Here is an 18,966-nt window from a genome sequence, read left to right on the forward strand (position 1 = left end):
AACAGTTGATCTCCAAAAGGGGTGTGGACACGATGACCGCCCGTCTCCTCCGCGGCACGGCCGCCGCGACGCTCGCGGGGGCCCTCGCCCTCACCGCGGCGGCCTGCTCGAACCCCGGCTCCACCGCCGGGGCCTCCGGCGGACCCAAGGATTCCGCGGTCGTCGGCATCGCCTACGAGCCCGAGACCCTCAGCCCCCTCCTCGGCTACGGCAAGGACGGCAACTCCAAGATCTTCGACGGGCTGCTCGCCTTCGACGCCGACATGAAGCTCAAGCCCGCCCTCGCGAGCAAGCTGCCCCACATCAGCGCGGACGGCCTCACCTACACGTACACCCTCCGCGACGGCGTCACCTTCAGCGACGGCGCCCCCTTCACGGCCAAGGACGTCGTCTTCACCTACCGGACGATCCTCGACCCCAGGACGAACAACGCCTCCCGCACCGAGCTCGACGCCCTCAAGAGCGTCGAAGCCGTCGGCGACGACACCGTCGTCTTCCACCTCAAGTACCCCTACGCGCCCTTCGCCCAGCGCACCGTCCAGGCCATCGCCCCCGAACACATCGCGGCGAAGCAGGACGTCAACACCGGCCCCTTCACCAGCAAGCCGATCGGCACCGGCCCCTACGTCCTCACCGGCTGGTCCAAGGGTGAGAAGCTCAGCTTCAAGGCCAACCCGACCTACTGGAACGGCGCCCCCCAGGTGAAGAAGTTCACCATGGCGGTCATCAAGGACGACGACGTGCGCGCCACCCGGCTCCGCGCCGGCGACCTCGACGGCGCGATCCTGCCGCCCAACCTGGCCGCCGGCTTCAAGGCCGACAAGGCCAAGAAGACCTGGACGGCGAAGACGTACGACTACCGCACCGTCACCCTCCCCACCCACCACCAGGTCGCCGGCGACACCGCCGTCCGCCGCGCCCTCGACATCGCCATCGACCGCCAGGCCATGGTCGACAAGATCCTCGAAGGCGCCGGCAAGCCCGCCTACGGCCCCGTCCCCACCGACAGCCCCTGGTTCGCCAAGGGCACCGAGCGCCGCCACGACCTCGCCGGCGCGCAGAAGATCCTCGACGAGGCGGGCTGGAAGCCCGGCCCCGACGGCATCCGCGTCAGGAACGGCGTCCGCGCCGCCTTCCCGCTCTGGTACCTCTCCGGCGACAAGCTCCGCCAGGACCACGCCCTCGCCTACGCCTCCGACGCCAAGAAGGCCGGCATCGACATCACCGCCCAGGCCGGCACCTGGGAGGTCATCGAGCCCCGGATGAAGACCGACGCCGTCCTCGCCGGCGGCGGCGCGCCCGGCGACCCCGACTTCGACCAGTACCTGCTCCTGAAGTCCGACCTCGCGGGCGACGGCTTCAACAACATGGCCTGGTACGACAACAAGACCGTCGACCGCGCCCTGGAGGACGGCCGGCGCACCGACGACCTCACGAAGCGCCGCGCCGCGTACGACACCGTCCAGCGCGAACTGGTGAAGAACCCCGGCTACACCTTCCTCACCCACATCGACCACCTCTACGTCGTCGACGACGCCTGGGACGGACCGAGCACCCAGACCGAACCGCACGACCACGGCCTCGCCTCCGGCCCCTGGTGGAACGTCGAGAGCTGGAAGCCCAAGAAGGCCGGGGCGACGCAGAAGTGACCCGCCGCCTCCCCTGGGGGGCCATGGCGCGGATGACGGGACGGCGTGCCCTGGCCGCCGTCCCCGTCCTCCTCGCCGTCACCCTGGCGGTGTTCGCCGTCGCCGAAGCCTCCCCCTTCGACCCCGTCAAGGCCTACGCCGGGACCGCCGGACTCACCGCCTCGCAGGAGAACCTCGACCAGCTCCGCGCCAACCTCGGCGTCGACCGGCCCCTCCTCACCCGCTGGTGGGAGTGGCTCACCGCCGCCCTCACCGGCGACCTCGGCGACTCCGCCGTCATGCGCCGCCCCGTCGCCGAGGTCATCGGCGAGCGCCTCGGCTGGTCCGTCCTCCTCGCCGTCACCGCCTTCCTCGTCGCCATCGCCCTCGGCACCCTCCTCGGCGTCCTCGCCGGACGCCGCCGCGGCGGCCTCACCGACCGCGCCGTCAGCTCCGTCGCGTACACCCTGGAAGCCGCCCCCGCCTTCTGGCTCGGCCTCCTCGCCATCTGGTTCTTCGCGCTGAAGCTCGGCGCCCTGCCCGCCGGCGGACTCACCGACACCGCGAGTGACACCGTCACCCCCGACCAGGTCGCCCGTCACCTCGTGCTGCCCGCGCTCGTCCTCGGCATCTCCCAACTGCCCTGGTTCTTCCTGTACGTCCGCCAGGGCGTCGGCGACGCCCTCGACGAGGACCCGGTGCGCGGCGCCCGCGCCCGCGGCCTGCGCGAACGCACCGTCCTCACCGGCCACGCCCTGCGCTCCGGAATGCTGCCCATGCTCACCCTCATCGGCTCCCGCGTGCCCGAGCTCATCACCGGGGCCCTGCTCGTGGAGACCGTCTTCAGCTGGCCCGGCATCGCCGCCGCCACCGTCCAGGCCGCCACCTCCGTGGACTTCCCGCTGCTCGCCGCCCTCACGGTCCTCGCCACCGCCGCCGTGCTCCTCGGAAACCTCCTCTCCGACCTCCTGTACGGCCTCGCCGACCCGAGAGTGGGCTTCGATGGCTGACCCGCGCACCCACCGCCTGCGGCTGTGGAGCTCGGCCCTCGTCGTCGGCGTCGTCCTCCTCGCCGTCCTCGTCGTGCCCCCGCTCGTCCAGCTCGACGAACAGGCCGTCGACCTCTCCCGCAAGCTCCTCCCGCCGTCCTGGGACCACCCCTTCGGCACCGACGACCTCGGCCGCGACCTCCTGCTGCGCTGCGTCTACGGCCTGCGGATCTCCCTCCTCGTCGGCCTGGTCGCCGCGCTGGTCGCCACCGTCGTGGGCACCGCCGTCGGCGCGGCCGCCGGCGCGCTCGGCGGCTGGACCGACCGCACCCTCATGCGGCTCGTCGACGCCTTCTCCTCCGTGCCCCACCTGCTGCTCGGCATCTTCGTGGTCGCCCTCTTCCGGCCCGGCGTCTGGCCGGTGATCGCCTCCGTGGCCGTCACCCACTGGCTGTCCACCGCCCGGATCGTCCGCTCCGAGGTCCTCTCCCTGCGCACCCGGCCCTTCGTCGAGGCCGCGATCTCCGGCGGCGCCACCCGGTGGCGCGTCACCGTCCGCCACCTGCTGCCCGCGGTCCTGCCGCAGGCCGGCCTCGCCGCCGTCCTGATGGTCCCGCACGCCATGTGGCACGAGTCCGCGCTGTCCTTCCTCGGCCTCGGCCTCCCCAGCCACCAGGCGAGCCTCGGCAACCTCGTGCAGAACGCCCGCTCCTCCCTCCTCGCCGGACACGGCTGGCCCACTGTCTTCCCCGGCCTGCTCCTCATCGTCCCCACCCTCGCCATCGCCGGCCTCGCGGGCGTCTGGCGCGACCGTCTCAACCCCCGCCGCCGATCGGAGCTGATGCTGTGACCGCAGAGAACGTGCTCCGCGCCCTGGAGGCCGTCTCCGCCGAGCGGGCCGGCGACGCCGTGCTCAGCGTCCGAGACCTGAGCGTGCGGTTCCGGCTGCGCGGCGGCCGGAGCGTCGAGGCCGTCAGCGACGCCGACTTCGACCTCGGCGCGGGGGAGTGCCTCGCCCTCGTCGGGGAGAGCGGCTGCGGCAAGTCCGTGCTCGCCTCCGCGCTCCTCGGGCTGCTGCCGGCCAACGCCGAGGCCTCCGGTACGGCGCTGCTCGCCGGCCGCGACGGCGCCGCCGGGACCGATCTGCTCGCCGCCGACGAGAAGACCCTGGCCCGCACCGTACGGGGCCGCCGCGTCGGCCTCGTACCGCAGAGCCCCGCCGCCCACCTCACCCCCGTCCGCACCGTACGGTCCCAGCTGGAGGAGACCGTCCGCGCGCTCACCGGCACCTCCCGCCGCGCCCGCCGCAAGGCCGCCGAGGACGCCGCCGAACGCGCCGCCTTCCCCGCCGGACACCTCGACCGCTACCCGCACGAGCTCTCCGGCGGCCTCGCCCAGCGCGCCGCCACCGCCCTCGCCCTCATCGGCGACGCCCGGCTGCTGCTCGCCGACGAGCCGACCACCGGCCTCGACCGCGACCTCGTCGACCGCACCGTCGACGAGCTGCGCCGCCACGCCGACGACGGCCGCGCGCTGCTCCTGATCACCCACGACCTGGCGGCCGCCGCCCGCATCGCCGACCGCGTCGCCGTCATGTACGCCGGCCGCATCGTCGAAATCGCCCCCGCCCAGCGGTTCTTCGGACCGACCGGCCCCCGCCACCCCTACGCCCGCGGACTCCTCGACGCACTGCCCGACCGGGCGTTCACCCCGATCCCCGGCATGCCCCCGGAGCTCTCCGCGCTGCCCGAGGGCTGCGCCTTCGCCCCGCGCTGCCCCCTCGCCGACGAACGCTGCGCCACCCGGCCGGAGTTCACGGCGCACCTGGCCTGCCACCACCCGGAGCGCCCCCGTGCTTGAACTCGACACCGTCACCGCCGGATACGACCGCCGCACCCCCGTCTTCCGGGGCGCCTCGCTCACCGTCGCGCCCGGCGAATCCGTCGGACTGCTCGGCCCCAGCGGCTGCGGCAAGTCCACCCTCGCCCGCGTCGCGGCCCTCCTGCACCGCCCCGACGCGGGGCGTCTCGCACTCGACGGCACCGAGGTCAGGGCCTGGCGCCATCGCGCCCCGCGCGAGCTGCGCACCGCCGTCGGCGTCGTGTTCCAGCAGCCCCGCACGGCCGCCGACCCGCGGCTCACCCTCGCCGACCTCCTCGTCGAACCCCTCCGCGCCACCGGCCGGCGCGCCGAGGCCCTGGACCGCCTCGCCGAACTCGCCCCGGCCGTGGGCCTCACCCCCGACCTGCTCGGCCGCCGCCCCCACGAGGTCAGCGACGGGCAGCTCCAACGCGCCTGTCTGGGGCGGGCGCTGGCCCTGCGCCCCCGCTGGCTGGTCTGCGACGAGATGACCGCGATGCTCGACGCCTCCACCACGGCCGCCCTGGTCGCCGCCGTCGAGGCCTACCGCGCGGAGACCGGCGCGGGCCTCCTCGCGGTCGGCCACGACCGCGTGCTGCTGCGCCGCTGGTGCGACCGCACGGTGGAGTGGAAGGACTGCCTGCCCGCCTGAGGGCGGACCCGCCACCCCGCGCCCCGGGCGCCCCGATGGCGGCAGGGGCCCTTCCGCCATGTAATGGAAGGGAGTGCACGCGGAGGGAGCAGGCCATGCCCCTGGTGGATTCGGCGGACGGGCCACGCTTCGCGCTGCGTGGCCGCATCGTGACGATGGACGGCGAGGACGTCGTCCTGCCCGACGGGGTCCTCTACATCAACCGCGGGATCATCGACCACGTGCTCCCGGCCGGTTCCCCGCCGCCCGAGGGCTACGCGGACGTGACGCCCGTGGACACGGCCGGCACCGCCTACCCCGGACTGATCGAGCTGCACAACCATCTTCCGTACGACGTCCTCCAGTTGTGGCAGGTGCCGCGTCTGTTCGCCAACCGGACCCAGTGGGGAGGCGGTTCGAACGCCGCCTACCGGCGCCTGGTGACCGGACCGATGGGTGTGCTGGGCGACGACCCGGAGTCCATGCCGGCCGTCGCCCGCTACGTCGAGGCGAAGGCGCTGATCCACGGCACCACGACCAGCCAGGGGGTCGCGCTCTTCAGCAACACCGGATCGAGGCGCATGTACCGGGGCCTGGTCCGCAACGTCGAGGCCACCGACGATCCGGAACTCCCGGAGGCCAAGACGCGCATCGCCGACGTGGAGGCGTCCGACGCCCGCCGCTTCCTCGCCCGTCTCCAGCAGCCGCACCGCCTCCTCCTGCACCTCGCGGAAGGAACGAACGACCGCGCGCGGGCCCACTTCCAGGCGCTCGAGTTCGAACCGGGGAAGTGGGCGATCACGGAGAACCTCGTCGGGATCCACTGCACCCCCCTGACCGCCGAGGACTTCCAGATCATGGTCGAGCACGGCGGCTCCATGGTGTGGTCGCCCCTGTCGAACCTGCTGCTCTACGGCAGGACGGCCGACATCGCCGCGGCCAAGGCGGCGGGTGTGCTCGTCGGCCTGGGCTCCGACTGGTCGGTCTCCGGAAGCAAGGGACTACTGGGCGAACTGAAGGCCGCCCAGCTCGCGTCAGCCGCGGGCGGGGCGGTCTTCACCGATCGCGAGCTGGTCGCCATGGCCACCCGGGACGCGGCGAGGATCCTGCGCTGGGACCGCTCGCTCGGGGCCCTGTCCCCCGGATTCCACGCCGACGTCGTGGTCATCGGAGGCCAGGACGGCGACGCCTACACGTCCTTGGTCGGCGCCCGGGACGCGGACGTCTCCCTGGTGGTCGTCAACGGCTTCGCGAGGTACGGCACGACGACGCTCATGGCGGAGCTCACCTCCGACCCGGACCTGCTGGAAGGGCTGGACGAGCACGAACTGCCGGACCGCTCCCTCAACCTGCACCATCCCTCCGCCGATCCCGTCGTGGGCGACCTGACGCTCGCCGAAGCCACCCGGCGCCTCACCGACGCCCTCGCGAACCTTTCCGTCCCCGCCCCGCCGGTGGACACGGCGCCCCGCACGGCCCGGGGGGCCGAAGGCGCCCCCGTCTGGCGGCTCGCCCTCGACGAGATCGTGCCCACCGGCAGCGAACTACGGCCCCGCCTTCCGCTTCTCGGCCGTCGGGACCGGGTCCCCAGCGGACCGGTCATCAGTGGCGCGGCGCCCCCGCCCGAACCGCTCCAACCACTCGCTCTCGACGCCCTCGTCGCCAGCACGGACACGGACTTCCTGGACACCCTGGAGGCAGAGTCCAACCTGCCCGAGTCGTTCGGGGCCCGGCTGCGTGACCTCCTGGCCTGAATTCTCACCCGTATGGCCGCCCCGCCGTTCGCCCGGACGGACCGCGCATTCCGCCACACTGTCCGCCGAACGCCGCAATTCCGGTGCGGCGCAAGGAGGACGTGAGAGCGATGGCCGTTTCCATTTCTGTCGTGGTGCTGCTGCTGGTGCTGGCCGTGATCTTCCTGCGGAACGGCGGGCTGAAGGTGACCCACGCCCTCGTCTGCGCGCTGCTCGGCTTCTTCCTCGCCGGCACCAGCATGGCGCCCACCATCCACAACGGGGTGGCCGCCACCGCCAACGTGGTCTCCAGCCTCAAACCCTGAGGATGATCGTTTCAGCGCGGTGAACTGCCCGTGAAACGACGGGCAGTTCCATGTACATCTGGGGCACCCGGGCCTAGCCTCGGCCGCCGGCGCGACCGACGACGTACGGACCCGAGGAGCCGCTGTGACCACGCACCCGCCGCGAAGACGAGCCCGCGCGCTCGCGCTGATCGCCCTCGCCGCCACCCTCCTGGCAGGCGCCGCCCCCGTCGCCCAGGCCGAGGAGATCCCCCTCGGCCTCGGGCACCGGCTGGTGGACCACTACTACGAGGGCCCCGCCGCCCCCGCCACCGCCCGCCCGGTGCCCGGCGCGGGCCCCGCCCAGCACCCGTACCTCGCCCCCAACGGCCGCAGCGGCATGCACGCCGACGGCGCGGGCAGCGGCACCCACCCCTACCCCGGCCCGCTCGGCCGCGCCCCGCGCGTGGACAGCGAGAAGATCGCCCCCGTCGGCGGCGAATGCGCCACCGTCACCTTCGACTCCGGCGGCCGGCTCGTCACCGTCTGCGGCACCTTCACCGGCTTCCTGCTCAAACTGCTCGACCCGCGCACCCTCGACACCCTCGCCGAGTACAAACTGCCGCAGCGCTCCTCGACCGTCGAGGCCGTCACCCGGCTCGACTTCGAGAAGATCTTCAAGGACACCTCCGGCGGCGCCTACTTCTACCTGGACGACCGCGACCGGGTCGTGCTCGCCGACTCCCGGCAGCACATCCAGCGCATCGCCCACCGCCAGAAGGCCGACGGGGCCTGGGAGTTCGTCGTCGAGAACGACTGGGACCTCACCTCCCTCGTCCCGCACGACTGCGTCTCCTGGACCAACCTCTTCCCCAGCGGCGTCTGCGACCCCGTCACCTCCGTCATGCCGGACTGGGACGGCCGTATCTGGTGGGTCACCCGCCTCGGCCGCGTCGGCACCGTCGACCCCGCGACGGGCGCGCTGCGCGCGATCCGCCTCGAAGGCGAGGAGATCCAGAACTCCTTCTCCGTCGCCGAGGACGGCGTCTCCCTCGTCACCGACCACGCCCTGTACGGCTTCGGGGCGGACGCCGACGGCACCCCGCGCGTGCGGTGGCGCGAGACGTACGACCGGGGGACCGGCACCAAACCCGGTTCGGTGAACCAGGGTTCGGGCACCACCCCCGACCTCTTCGGCCTCCACGACGAGTACGTCGCCATCACCGACAACGCCGACGACCGGATGAACGTCCTCGTCTACCGCAGGGGCTCCGACGTCCCCGCCGGCCAACGCCTGGTCTGCAAGGTGCCGGTCTTCGGGTCCGGGGCCTCGACCACCGACAACTCCCTGATCAGCTGGGGCAACAGCCTCGTCGTGGAGAACAACTTCGGCTACGAGAACCCGAGCACGCTCCTCCTCGGCCGCAGCGTCGTCGGCGGCGCGACCCGGATCGACGTGCGCCCCGACGGGAGCGGCTGCGACACGGTCTGGGAGAGCGACGTCCGCTCGCCCTCCACCGTCCCCAAGCTCTCCACCGCCAACGGGCTGCTCTACTTCTACGAGAAGCGCCCCCACTCCTGGGGCATCGACGCCTGGTACCTGGCGGCCGTCGACTTCCGGACCGGGCAGCGGGCCTTCAGCCAGTTCACCGGCACCGGATTCGCCTACGACAACAACTGGGCCCCGATCACCCTCGGCCCCGACGGCACCGCGTACGTGGGCGTCTTCAACGGCATCGTCGCCGTCCGCGACACCGCCTGACACCCGCGGAGCCGCCCCGGGACCGGGCCCCGGGGCGGCTCCGTACGCCTGCGCGCACCCCTTACTCCATCTCGGGCATCTCGCCGACGGTGGTCTTGAGGTCGATCACGGCGAAGGTGGCGCCCTGCGGGTCGAGGATCGCCGCGAAGCGGCCGAACGGGCTGTCCATCGGCCCGAACAGCTTCTTGCCGCCGAGCCGTTGGGCCGCCTCGACGGCCTTGTCGCAGTTGTCGACGGCGAAGTACAGCTGGATGTACGACGGGATCTCCGGCGGGAAGTCCTCCGCCGTCATCAGCATCCGCCCGAGCACCGGCTGGGCTCCACCGAGGTCGAAGACCCGGTAGTCCACGTGCTCGTCCTTCATCTTCTTCGAGCCGTAGCCGAAGACGTCGGTGAAGAACGGGTCCGTCTTCGCCGGCTCCCGGGTGAAGACCTCGGCCCAGGCGTACGAACCGCTCTCGCCCTCCAGCTCGAAGCCCTCGTGCTGACCCGCCTGCCAGAGGCCGAAGACGGCGCCCGAAGGCTCCTGCGCGATGCACATCGACCCGAAGTCACCGACCTGCATCGGCTCCATCAGGACGGTGCCGCCCGCGGCGCGGATCTTCTCCGCCGTGGCGGCGACGTCCGCCGAGGCGAAGTACAGACACCAGGTCGACTGCCCCTCACCGTCCTGCCCCGGCATCGGCGGCACGACGGCCGCGACCGCCTTGCCCCCCTTGTACGCCTGCGTGTAGTTGCCGAATTCCGATGAGGACTCGCCGAAGGTCCAGCCGAGCACGTCGCCGTAGAACGTCTTGGCGACCTCGACGTCCTTGAACATCGCGTCGGCCCAGACAGGCGTGCCTTCAGGTCGTACGGCCATGACGGTGACTCCCACTTCCGATTCGATGACGTGTTCCTGTGAGCCACGCTAGCCACGCGGGCCCCGCCCCGCTCGGTGACACGGCGCGCCCCGTCCTAGTCCTGGTCCTGGTCCTGGTCCGGCGGTACGGGAGGGACGACCGCGACCGGGCAGTGCGCGTGGTGCAGCACCGCGTGGGCGACCGAGCCGAGGAGCAGCGAGCCGAAGCGATGCCGGTGGTGGCGGCCCACGACCAGCAGCCCGGCGTCCTTCGAGCCCTCGACGAGGAGGCCGGCCGGGTCCGCCGGCACCACCGTCGGAACGACGTCGACCCGCGGCCGGCGCGCGGCGAAGGGCCGCAGCCGCTCCTCCTGCTCCCGCTCCACCTCCTGGACGATCGCGTCCGTGTCGTCCGCGACGGGAAGCGGCGGGGGCACCTGGAAGGCGGGGGAGGGCGCCGCGAGCAGGGCACCGGGGTCGGGCGGCAGCCGGAACGCCGTCACGGCCTCCAGGGCGACTCCCCGGTGGTGCGCCGCGTCGAACGCGAAGGCGATCACCTCGTCGGGGGTCTCCTCGGTCTGCAGGCCGAGCAGGACCCGGCCACCCTCCGGCCCGCCCGCCAGGGCGGCCGCCCGCGCCTCGTGCGGGACCACGACGAGCGGGCAGGGCGCCGTCGCGGCGAGGGTGCGACTGGTCGAGCCGAGCAGCAGACTCGCGAAGCCGCCGTGCCCGCGGGAGCCGGTCACCAGCAGCCGCGCGCCCCGCGCGACCGCCGGCAGGGCGTCCGTCACGGACCCGTCGAGCGTCTCGTACCGCACGGGAAGCCGGTGCCCGCGCTCCTCGACCAGGGTCCGTACGGCCGCGACGACCGTGTCCGGAAGCTCCGCGGTCGTGCCGAGGGAGGCGATGCGGGCGGCGCCGAGCTGGACGGCGTCGGGCCGGACGTGGGCCACCACCAGGGGCGATCCCAGGTTCTCGGCGGTGCTCAGGGCCCACTCCAGGGCCCGCAGACTGTGCTCGGATCCGTCCACGCCGACGACGACCGGCGGCTCGGACGCGGTGCTCGTGTCACTCATGGGGCCATGACTCCCGCGTCCGGGCGCACGCCACACCGGCCCCGGCGTCGGGACCGCTCCGGTGCGGGAGCGGCCGGGACGTCAGGGCCGGCGGGACGGGAGGACGATCAGGCGCTGCGCTCGCCGCGCGCCGCACGCTCGGCACGCTCGGCGTCGCGCTCCTTGATGCGGACGGTCTCCTTGCGGACCTCCGCCTGGGTGGCGCGCTCCTTCTGCAGCCACTCGGGCAGCTCCTGCCGGAGCTCCTCGATCTGCTCGGTGGTCAGCGGGTCGGTGATGCCACCACGGGCGAGGCCGGCGATGGAGATGCCGAGCCGCTGGGCGACCACCGGGCGGGGGTGCGGGCCGTTCTTGCGGAGCTCCTGGAGCCAGGCCGGGGGATTGGCCTGGAGCTCATTGAGCTCGGCGCGCGAGACGACACCCTCCTGGAACTCGGCGGGGGTGGCCTCGAGGTACACACCCAGCTTCTTCGCCGCGGTGGCGGGCTTCATCGTCTGGGTGCTCTGGTGCGACGTCATGGTGTCAAGGGTATCGAGCGTGCGGACGAGTTCCGACCACGGCAGCTACCGGTAACCTGGCGGAGTGACAGGCTCGGACGCTTCCCCCGCAGATTCCCCCGCTTCCCCCGCCCCCTCCTCGGCCTTTCGGCTCGCCTACGTGCCCGGAGTGACGCCGTCGAAGTGGGTGCGGGTGTGGACCGAGCGCCTGCCCGACGTGCCCCTGACCCTGCTCGCCGTGACGGCCGCCGAGGCCTTCGGCGCGCTCCGGGACGGCGCCGCGGACGCGGGTCTCGTCCGGCTGCCGGTCGACCGGGACGACCTCAGCGCCATCCCGCTCTACACCGAGACCACGGTCGTCGTCATCCCCAAGGACCACCTGTTCGCGGCGGCGGAGGAGGTGTCGGCCGAGGATCTCGCCGAGGAGCTGGTCCTGCACCCGCTGGACGACACCCTCGGCTGGGAGCGGCCGCCGGGCCGCCCGGCGAACGAGCGCCCGGAGACGACCGCCGACGCGATCGAGCTGGTCGCCGCGGGCGTCGGCGTCCTCGCCCTGCCCCAGTCGCTCGCCCGGCTGCACCACCGCAAGGACCTGACCTACCGGACGCTGACGGAGGTCCCGCAGTCGCGGGTGGCGCTGTCGTGGCCGGCCGCCGACGAGGCCCCCGACCTGGTGGAGGAGTTCATCGGCATCGTGCGCGGCCGCACGGTGAACAGCACCCGGGGCCGGCGCGCGGAGGCACTGAAGGGCCAGAAGCAGCCCAAGGAGCAGAAGGCGTCGCAGAAGTCCGGCAAGCCCGCCAGGGCCGGGAAGCCGGGCGCCGGCGCGCGTACGGCCGGCAAGCCCGCCGCGCGCAAGTCCGGCGGAGCCGGTGGCGCCGGCCGGGGCCGTACGAGCGGGAAGCCCCGCAAGCGGTCCTGAGCCCGAACCGGAGCCGCCCCCGTCCGTACGGCGGACGCCGGCCGCCGTGCCCGGCGGCCGCTCGGCATACTGACCCCTCCTGATCACCGAGATCACGCAGGAGGAGCTTTGGCCGCCAGTTTCAGGACCGTCGTCGAGGTGGCACCGGACCACCTCGCACAGGCCCGGTCCATCGACCGGGTGTTCCAGGACGCGATCGCCCCGGCGACCGTCAACTTCGACTTCGAGGCCATACGGGAGGCCGCCGCGGCCGTCCCGGACAGCACCGTGGTGAAGATGGTGCGGGGCTGGGGGCTCCAGGAGTACGCCCCCGTCCTCGTCATGGTGCTCTCGCTCAAGGAGGCCGTCCGCCAGGCGCTGCCGCCGGAGTGCGCGGAGGCCGGCTTCTGGGCCACCGTGGAGCGGGAGCTCGTGCGGGCCTTCACGGGTCTGGCCGCGCAGGAGGGGCAGCCCGGGCTGTCGTTCTACGAGGAGTCCGGGGAGCGGACCCGTTTCTACCGGGACCTGTTCTTCGCCCTCCAGGACGAGGGGACCGGGGAGCACATGTACGCGCTGGCCTTCTGCGTCGACGTGACCGTCGAGCTGCCGAAGGCGGAGGCCGTCGCCCTGGAGCTGACGGACGTCGTGCCGTTCGCGGTGCGGCTGAACGCGATCGTGGTGCGCCAGGCCCTGGACCTCGTGGCCTGACGCACCCCGTGACGTACCCGCGCTGACCCAGCCGCGCGGACGTACCCCCGCGCGATGCTCCGCCGGCCCGCCGTCCCGGGCCGGAAGACCGTCGGCGGACCCCTCAGACCTTCAGCCGACGCCGGCCGCCCCGCGCCGCCGCCACCAGCTCCGGCACCGTGGCGAGCTTGATCCGGGGACGCCCCGCGCGCTGCCCCCTGGCCCGCTCCGCCCGGTCGATGGCGGCGAGACCCCGCGCGTCCACGAGCCGCCGGCTGCGACTCCTGGCCAGCCGCCGGAACTCCCGGGCCGTGCCCACCGGCGCCGGCAGCGCCCCCGCGACCGCGTCCGCGAGCAGCGTCCCCACCGTCTCCTCCGCGCAGGCCCGGTTGGCCCCGATGCCGCCGGAGGGCCCCCGCTTGATCCAGCCGACGACATAGCCGCCGGGCAGCCCCGTCACCCGGCCGGCCTCGTGCGGCACGGTGCCGGTCGCCTCGTCGAAGGGCAGGCCCGCCAGCGGGACGCCCCGGTAGCCGATCGCCCGGACGAGGAGGCCCGCCCCGATCTCCGTACCGGACGGCGAGCCGTCCTCGGTGACCCGGACCGCCCGCACCGCGTCGGTGCCGAGCGCCTCGACCGGGGCGGAGTGGAAGCGCAGCACGATCCGGCGCCGGTCCCGCGCCGGCGGCCGCGTCCAGTCGACCGCCTCCCGCGCCACGTCCCGCAGCAGCGCGGCCTTCTCCCCGGCCGCCGCCCCGTCGATCGCCGCGCCGGTGCGGGCGTCCCGGTCGTCGACGACCAGGTCCACGCCCGGCAGGTGCTTCAGGGCGAGCAGTTCGGAGCCGGTGTACGCAGCCTCCCCGGGGCCCCGGCGGCCGAGCAGCACCACCTCGCGCACCCGGCTGTCCCGGAGGGCGGCGAGGGCGTGGTCGGCGATGTCCGTGCCGGCCAGGGTGCCGGGGTCCGTGACGAGCACCCGGGCGACGTCGAGTGCGACGTTGCCGTTGCCGACGACGACGACCCGCTCGGTGGCGAGCCGGACGGCGTCCGGCGGCGTCTCGGGATGGGCGTTGTACCAGGAGACGACGGAGGTCGCCGAGACGCTGCCGGGCAGTTCCTCGCCGGGGATGCCGAGCCGCCGGTCGGAGGGTGCGCCCACCGCGTAGACCACGGCGTCGTGGTGCGCGGCGAGCTCCTCGACGGTGACGTCCTTGCCGACCTCCAGGCCGAGCGTCATCCGGACCCGGGGGTGGGCGTGGAAGCGGGCGAAGGTCTCCCCGGCGCCCTTGGTCGCCGGATGGTCCGGGGCGACGCCGTACCGGACGAGGCCGCCCGCGACGGGGAGCCGGTCGATGAGCGTGACCTCGGCGTTGGTGTGCAGGAGCAGGTCCTCCGCCGCGTACATGCCCGCGGGGCCGGTGCCGACGACCGCGATCCGCAGCGGGGCGAAGTCGGCGGGCAGCGAGCGCGGGAAGGAGGGCTCGCCCCAGGCGTGGAAGTTGGGCGAGTCGAGGGCCGGTTCGGGGTCCCGGCCGGCGTAGTGGGCGGCGTTGATCGCCTCGTACTCGCGGAGCCGGCCGGTGAGGCGGTCCGCCGGGAAGATCGCGTCGACCGGGCAGGCGTCCGCGCAGGCGCCGCAGTCGATGCAGGACTTCGGGTCGATGTACAGCATCTCGGTGGTCCCGAAGTCCGGTTCCTCGGGCGTCGGATGGATGCAGTTGACCGGGCAGACGGCGACGCAGGTCGCGTCGTTGCAGCAGGTCTGGGTGATCGCGTAGGTCATGTCGTCGGCTCTGCTCTGCTCGGCTCGGAGGGGTCAGACGAGGTGGGCGCGCTGGTAGAAGAAGAGCGCGGGCCGGGTCAGCATCCCGACGTCGGCGAGGAACTCCATGAGTCCGGAGCAACTGGCCCGCAGCTGCGCCTTGTAGTGCTCGTTGGCGGCGGCCTCGCGGCGGGCGCGTTCGGGGTCGAGCCCGGCGCGTACGTACACCTCGGGGTTCACCAGGCTGGTGATGATGTAGTACGCGGCGATGGCGACCACGAGGGCCTGGAAGTGGCGGCGCGCCCTGCTCGCGCGGGCCAGGTTGCGGCGCGTCTCGTCCCGGGCGAACTTCATGTGCCGGGATTCCTCCACGACATGGATGTTGCTGATGGTGCGGACGAAGGGGACGACCCGCTCGTCGCGCATCCAGTCGCGCTGCATGACGTCGAGGACCTCCTCGGCGACGAGGATGCCGGCGTACGCGGCTTCGCCGAAGCCGACGGTCTTCATGAAGCGGCCGAGCTCCAGGACGGCCCGCCTGGGCCGATAGGCGGGCGCGCCGAGCTTCTGGGAGCCGCGGGCGAACATGATCGAGTGGCGGCACTCGTCGGCGATCTCGGTGAGGGCCCACTGGAAGCGGGGGTCGGTGTGGTCCATGCGGTATATGTCACGCAGCACCATCTGCTGGAGGATCATCTCGAACCAGATGCCGGTGCTGGCCACCGATGCGGTCTCCTGCCGGGTCAGCTCCTTGCGCTGCTCCTCGGTCATCTCGTGCCAGTACGCGGTGCCGTAGAGGGAGTTCCACTCGGGGCTCTGTCCGTGGAAGTCCTTGTCGAGGGGGGTGTCCCAGTCGACGTCGACGGCGGGGTCGTACGACAGCTTCGCGGCCGACCGGAGCAACCGCTCGGCGGTGGAGCCGTCGTGGTGACCCTCGTTCTCCGGGCGAACGGTGCTGTGTGCCATGGTGCGGCTCCTTGGATCGCGCGATCGGCGGGGCGGAGGCTTATTAGACATCGCGTCTAGCAAGCTTGTTAGACGGAACGTATAGCAAGGGGCCGGGGCAGGCCTACCCCTCGGTACGGACTTTTTCCGGCGGGCATGCGAACGGGGCCGGAACCCAGTGGGTTCCGGCCCCGTCGCGGGGTCACGCTCGGTCAGGAGCAGGGTCAGAAGGTCAGGTTCCAGGCGTCGATCTTGCCCGTGTCCTGGCTCGCGTTGTCGTTCACGCGCAGCTTCCAGACCCCGTTCGCCACCTCCGCCGAGGCGTTGACCGTGAAGGTCTGGACGATGTTGTCCGTACCGCTGCCGGTCCGGTTGTGCAGCGTGTACACGGTGCCGTCCGGAGCCACCAGATCGACCTTCAGGTCACCGATGTAGGTGTGCTTGACGTCCACGCCCACCTTCAGGGTGGCCGGCGCGTTGCCCGTCACACCGCTGACCGTGATCGCGCTCTCCACCGTGGCGTTGTCGGCGATCGCGACATCGGTCAGGTTCTCGAAGTACGCGCCGGGCGGCGGAGTGTTCCCGCCGACGGCCTTCAGGGCGTCGACCGCGCCCTCACCGAAGAAGCCGTTCTTGGTCGTGGTGCCCTTGCAGCGGGTGTCCGAGGGGCAGGCCCTGTCCGTGGCCTGGGTGCCCAGCTGGTCGCGGATCTGCGCCGGGGTGAAGGCCGGGTTGGCGCTCGCGATCAGCGCGGCGACACCCGCCACGTGCGGCGAGGCCATCGACGTACCGCTCATGGAGCCGTACTTGCCGCCCGGGAGCGTCGAGTAGACGCCGGTGGCGCCGTCGCCGCCCGGGGCCGCCACGTCGATCACACCGTTGCCGAAGTTCGAGTACGAGGACTTCGCGCCCCCGCTGGCCTGCGCGGCGACCGTCACGACGCCCGGCAGCTCGGTCGGGATGTCGATGCAGGCGTTGGTGATCGTGCGGGTGACCGGGGTCGAGTCGTTGGGGGACTCGGAGTCGGTCGTCTTGTTCGCCAGGTCGTAGTTGGAGTTGCCGGCGGCGGCCACCTGGAGCGAACCCTTGCCCTCGGCGTACACCTGCGCCCGGCGGACACCCTCGATGATGGCGGCCTGGTCGATGTTGTCCGGGCAGTTGAACTGCCACGGGTCCGTGTAATAGCTGTTGTTGGTGACCTTGAAGCCGTGGTCACCGGCCCACATGAAGCCGCAGATGGTGTTCTCCGCGAAGAACAGGCTGCTGGTCGGCTCCGCGATGCGGACGGAGGAGATCTTCACGCCCGGCGCGACGCCGATGACGCCCTTGCCGTTCTTGGCGGCCGCGATCGTGCCCGCGACGTGCGTGCCGTGGGTGCCGACGTCACGCCAGGCACCCGCGCGCGTGTCCGCCTTGCCGTAGGCGCAGGAGGCCGAGTCGGCGGCGTTGAAGTTCGGCGCGATGTCCTGGTGCTGGTCGTCCACGCCGGTGTCGAGGACGCCGACCTTCACGGACGCCGAGCCGGTGGAGACCGCCCAGGCCTGGTCGGCCTTGATCTGGGTCATGTCCCAGCGGTTCGACTCGGTCAGCGTGGTCGCCGACTGCGCGGGGTTGGCCGGGAGCGCCGGGTTGTAGGCGTCGGCGGGGACGTCGGAGGTACGGGTCGCCCCGACCTGCTGGACGCCGGTGACCGCGCGCATCGCCGAGGCGAACGACGTGGACGTCGAGTGCGCCACGATCACGCCGATCGCGTCGTAGCTCGCGAAGACCGAACCGCCGTTGCTCGTCACCGCGCCGCTGACGGCAGAGGTGCCGCCGGGCGCCGTGATCACCAGGTAGGCGCGGGTGCCCGCGGCCCAGGCGGCCGGAGCGGCCGCCTTCGTGACGGTGGTGGGGGAGGTCTGGGTCGCCCCCGCCGAACGGGCCGCGACGGGCGCCGTGTCGGTCGGTGCTGCCTGGGCGAGTCCCGCGGGAGCGGCGAGCGCCGCGGTCGTGCCGAGCGCCGCGACGGCGACGGCCGACGTTCTCAGCCGGCTGGATATCTGGGAAAACAATGCGTCCTCCGATGACCCGGTGGCGCGGGTGGCGCCGGCCGGGCCCTGTGATGTGTGGGGTGGACGCAAGATCCCAGACTCACGAGGCGGAAGGAAGCATTCTGTCCGAGAAGCCCGTTCGCGTTACGCACTGTTGACCGATCCCTGCCGGGAAGGGGAGATTTTCGGCGCGGTCGCCCCCTTGGTCCCGTCACGCGCGCGGACGGCCCCGCCACGCATGCGGCCGTGACTCCGAGTTCCTCGGCGACCCGCGACTTCCTGGACGACTGTCCATGTATGATGGACAACTGTCCAGGAAGTGTGAACGGTGGGAGACGACGGTGGAGACGACGGCGAACGTACTGGTGGGCCTGGTGGCCGCCCTGCACGCGTACATCCTCGTGCTGGAGATGTTCCTGTGGGAGAAGAAGCCGGGGCGCGGACTGTCCGGCTTCGACGCCGACATGGCCCGCGCGACCGCGCCGCTCGCCGCCAACCAGGGTCTGTACAACGGCTTCCTGGCCGCCGGACTCGTCTGGGGCCTGATCGCCGGGGACCCGACCGGCTTCCGCGTGCAGGTCTTCTTCCTCTCCTGTGTCGTCGTCGCCGGGCTGTACGGCGGAGCCACCGCGAACCGCCGCATCCTGGTCGCCCAGGCGCTCCCGGGCGCGGTCGCCCTCGGCGCCGTCCTGCTGAGCCGGTGAGCGCACGGGCGAGCGGGCCGGGAGCCGGGGCGGCGCCGGGCGACCCTCGGGCGGCCAGGACGCGGGCCAAGCTGCGCCGCGCCCTGTTCGACGAGTGCGCCGAACGCCCGCTGGAAGAGGTCACCATCGCCACCCTGGTGCGCCGCGCCGGGGTCGGCCGCGCCACCTTCTACGTCCACTACGGCGACCTGGAGGCACTCGCCGTCGACGCCTGCGCCGACGTGGTCCGCGAGGCGGTGGACGCGCTGCACGCCTGGCGGGGCCGCCCGGACCCGGCGTCGCCGCCGCCCGCGCTGCTCGACTTCCTCGCCGGACTCGCCCCGCACACGGGCCTCTACCGCACGCTGCTGCGCCCGGGCGGCGGCGGGCCGCTCGGCCTGGTCCTCCACGAGGACCTGCGGGCCCGCAGCCTGCACGAGCGCACGCTGGCCGGCGGCCCCGAGCCGGCGCTGATCGCCTCGGCGGTGGCGGCGACCTTCGCCGGAGTGCTCGCCGACTGGCTGCACGGTCTCGTCGAAGGCGACTCCGACCTGATCGCCCATCAGATCTGGCGCCTGCTCGTCACCCTGCACCGCACGCCGCTGGAGTAGCGCCACCACCCCGGCCCGAGGGCGCGGGGTGGTGGCGTGGGCG

General features: G+C 72.9%; 18 protein-coding genes. 12 read left to right on the forward strand and 6 right to left on the reverse strand.

Going from position 1 to position 18,966, the window contains the following annotated elements; translation table 11 throughout:
• Window positions 1–32: 32 nt before the first annotated feature.
• From DEJ43_RS34910 to DEJ43_RS34945, 8 genes are all read left to right on the forward strand, one after another.
• Complete coding sequence (locus DEJ43_RS34910; RefSeq protein WP_015038162.1) at window positions 33–1,649, forward strand: ABC transporter substrate-binding protein; 1,617 nt, start codon at window positions 33–35, stop codon at window positions 1,647–1,649.
• Complete coding sequence (locus DEJ43_RS34915; protein ID WP_015038163.1) at window positions 1,646–2,638, forward strand: ABC transporter permease; 993 nt, start codon at window positions 1,646–1,648, stop codon at window positions 2,636–2,638. The genes DEJ43_RS34910 and DEJ43_RS34915 overlap by 4 nt, the downstream gene beginning before the upstream one ends.
• Complete coding sequence (locus DEJ43_RS34920; RefSeq protein WP_015038164.1) at window positions 2,631–3,467, forward strand: ABC transporter permease; 837 nt, start codon at window positions 2,631–2,633, stop codon at window positions 3,465–3,467. The genes DEJ43_RS34915 and DEJ43_RS34920 overlap by 8 nt, the downstream gene beginning before the upstream one ends.
• A complete protein-coding gene (locus tag DEJ43_RS34925) occupies window positions 3,464–4,477 on the forward strand; it encodes an ABC transporter ATP-binding protein (protein ID WP_015038165.1) in 1,014 nt (337 codons plus the stop codon). The genes DEJ43_RS34920 and DEJ43_RS34925 overlap by 4 nt, the downstream gene beginning before the upstream one ends.
• On the forward strand, window positions 4,470–5,129 hold the full coding sequence (locus DEJ43_RS34930) for an ABC transporter ATP-binding protein (protein ID WP_015038166.1): 660 nt from the start codon (window positions 4,470–4,472) through the stop codon (window positions 5,127–5,129). The genes DEJ43_RS34925 and DEJ43_RS34930 overlap by 8 nt, the downstream gene beginning before the upstream one ends.
• A 95-nt stretch (window positions 5,130–5,224) precedes the next feature.
• The gene (locus tag DEJ43_RS34935) at window positions 5,225–6,862 is read left to right on the forward strand and encodes an amidohydrolase family protein (protein ID WP_015038167.1); all 1,638 of its coding nucleotides are present in this window, start codon (window positions 5,225–5,227) and stop codon (window positions 6,860–6,862) included.
• A 110-nt stretch (window positions 6,863–6,972) separates the two neighbouring features.
• Window positions 6,973–7,167 (forward strand): hypothetical protein, encoded by a 195-nt coding sequence (locus DEJ43_RS34940; RefSeq protein WP_015038168.1) that lies wholly within the window; start codon window positions 6,973–6,975, stop codon window positions 7,165–7,167.
• 124 nt (window positions 7,168–7,291) lie between these two features.
• Complete coding sequence (locus DEJ43_RS34945) at window positions 7,292–8,887, forward strand: hypothetical protein (RefSeq protein WP_015038169.1); 1,596 nt, start codon at window positions 7,292–7,294, stop codon at window positions 8,885–8,887.
• A gap of 61 nt (window positions 8,888–8,948) precedes the next feature.
• Here DEJ43_RS34945 and DEJ43_RS34950 read toward each other — a convergent pair whose 3' ends face one another.
• The 3 genes from DEJ43_RS34950 to DEJ43_RS34960 all read right to left on the reverse strand — a co-directional run bounded on the left by DEJ43_RS34950 (window position 8,949) and on the right by DEJ43_RS34960 (window position 11,322).
• Window positions 8,949–9,749: a VOC family protein gene (locus DEJ43_RS34950; protein WP_015038170.1), complete on the reverse strand. Its 801-nt coding sequence runs from the start codon at window positions 9,747–9,749 to the stop codon at window positions 8,949–8,951.
• Window positions 9,750–9,844: 95 nt separating this feature from the next.
• Entirely contained in the window at window positions 9,845–10,804 is a 960-nt protein-coding gene (locus DEJ43_RS34955; RefSeq protein WP_015038171.1) for a universal stress protein, read from the reverse strand.
• 107 nt (window positions 10,805–10,911) lie between these two features.
• Complete coding sequence (locus tag DEJ43_RS34960) at window positions 10,912–11,322, reverse strand: DUF5997 family protein (protein ID WP_015038172.1); 411 nt, start codon at window positions 11,320–11,322, stop codon at window positions 10,912–10,914.
• A 64-nt stretch (window positions 11,323–11,386) separates the two neighbouring features.
• On the opposite strand from DEJ43_RS34960, the gene DEJ43_RS34965 reads away from it, so the two are divergent.
• Together DEJ43_RS34965 and DEJ43_RS34970 are read left to right on the forward strand one after the other, a co-directional pair.
• Window positions 11,387–12,223, forward strand: coding sequence for a LysR family transcriptional regulator substrate-binding protein (locus tag DEJ43_RS34965; protein WP_015038173.1), 837 nt, complete (start codon window positions 11,387–11,389; stop codon window positions 12,221–12,223).
• A 108-nt stretch (window positions 12,224–12,331) separates the two neighbouring features.
• Complete coding sequence (locus DEJ43_RS34970; RefSeq protein WP_015038174.1) at window positions 12,332–12,910, forward strand: type-2Aa cytolytic delta-endotoxin; 579 nt, start codon at window positions 12,332–12,334, stop codon at window positions 12,908–12,910.
• 103 nt (window positions 12,911–13,013) lie between these two features.
• Here DEJ43_RS34970 and DEJ43_RS34975 read toward each other — a convergent pair whose 3' ends face one another.
• The 3 genes from DEJ43_RS34975 to DEJ43_RS34985 form a co-directional block, all read right to left on the reverse strand.
• Window positions 13,014–14,672 (reverse strand): FAD-dependent oxidoreductase, encoded by a 1,659-nt coding sequence (locus DEJ43_RS34975; protein WP_015038175.1) that lies wholly within the window; start codon window positions 14,670–14,672, stop codon window positions 13,014–13,016.
• 33 nt (window positions 14,673–14,705) lie between these two features.
• Window positions 14,706–15,617, reverse strand: a complete 912-nt coding sequence (locus tag DEJ43_RS34980) for an AurF N-oxygenase family protein (protein ID WP_015038176.1) — start codon at window positions 15,615–15,617, stop codon at window positions 14,706–14,708.
• Window positions 15,618–15,820: 203 nt separating this feature from the next.
• Window positions 15,821–17,650, reverse strand: a complete 1,830-nt coding sequence (locus DEJ43_RS34985; RefSeq protein WP_015038177.1) for a S8 family peptidase — start codon at window positions 17,648–17,650, stop codon at window positions 15,821–15,823.
• A gap of 320 nt (window positions 17,651–17,970) precedes the next feature.
• Here DEJ43_RS34985 and DEJ43_RS34990 point away from each other — a divergent pair, with 320 nt between their 5' ends.
• Together DEJ43_RS34990 and DEJ43_RS34995 are read left to right on the forward strand one after the other, a co-directional pair.
• Window positions 17,971–18,333: a DUF1304 domain-containing protein gene (locus tag DEJ43_RS34990; RefSeq protein ID WP_015038178.1), complete on the forward strand. Its 363-nt coding sequence runs from the start codon at window positions 17,971–17,973 to the stop codon at window positions 18,331–18,333.
• Window positions 18,330–18,923, forward strand: a complete 594-nt coding sequence (locus tag DEJ43_RS34995; RefSeq protein ID WP_015038179.1) for a TetR/AcrR family transcriptional regulator — start codon at window positions 18,330–18,332, stop codon at window positions 18,921–18,923. The genes DEJ43_RS34990 and DEJ43_RS34995 overlap by 4 nt, the downstream gene beginning before the upstream one ends.
• Window positions 18,924–18,966 lie beyond the last annotated feature (43 nt).

It is taken from the genome of Streptomyces venezuelae ATCC 10712 (assembly GCF_008639165.1).
Taxonomy (GTDB): domain Bacteria; phylum Actinomycetota; class Actinomycetes; order Streptomycetales; family Streptomycetaceae; genus Streptomyces; species Streptomyces venezuelae.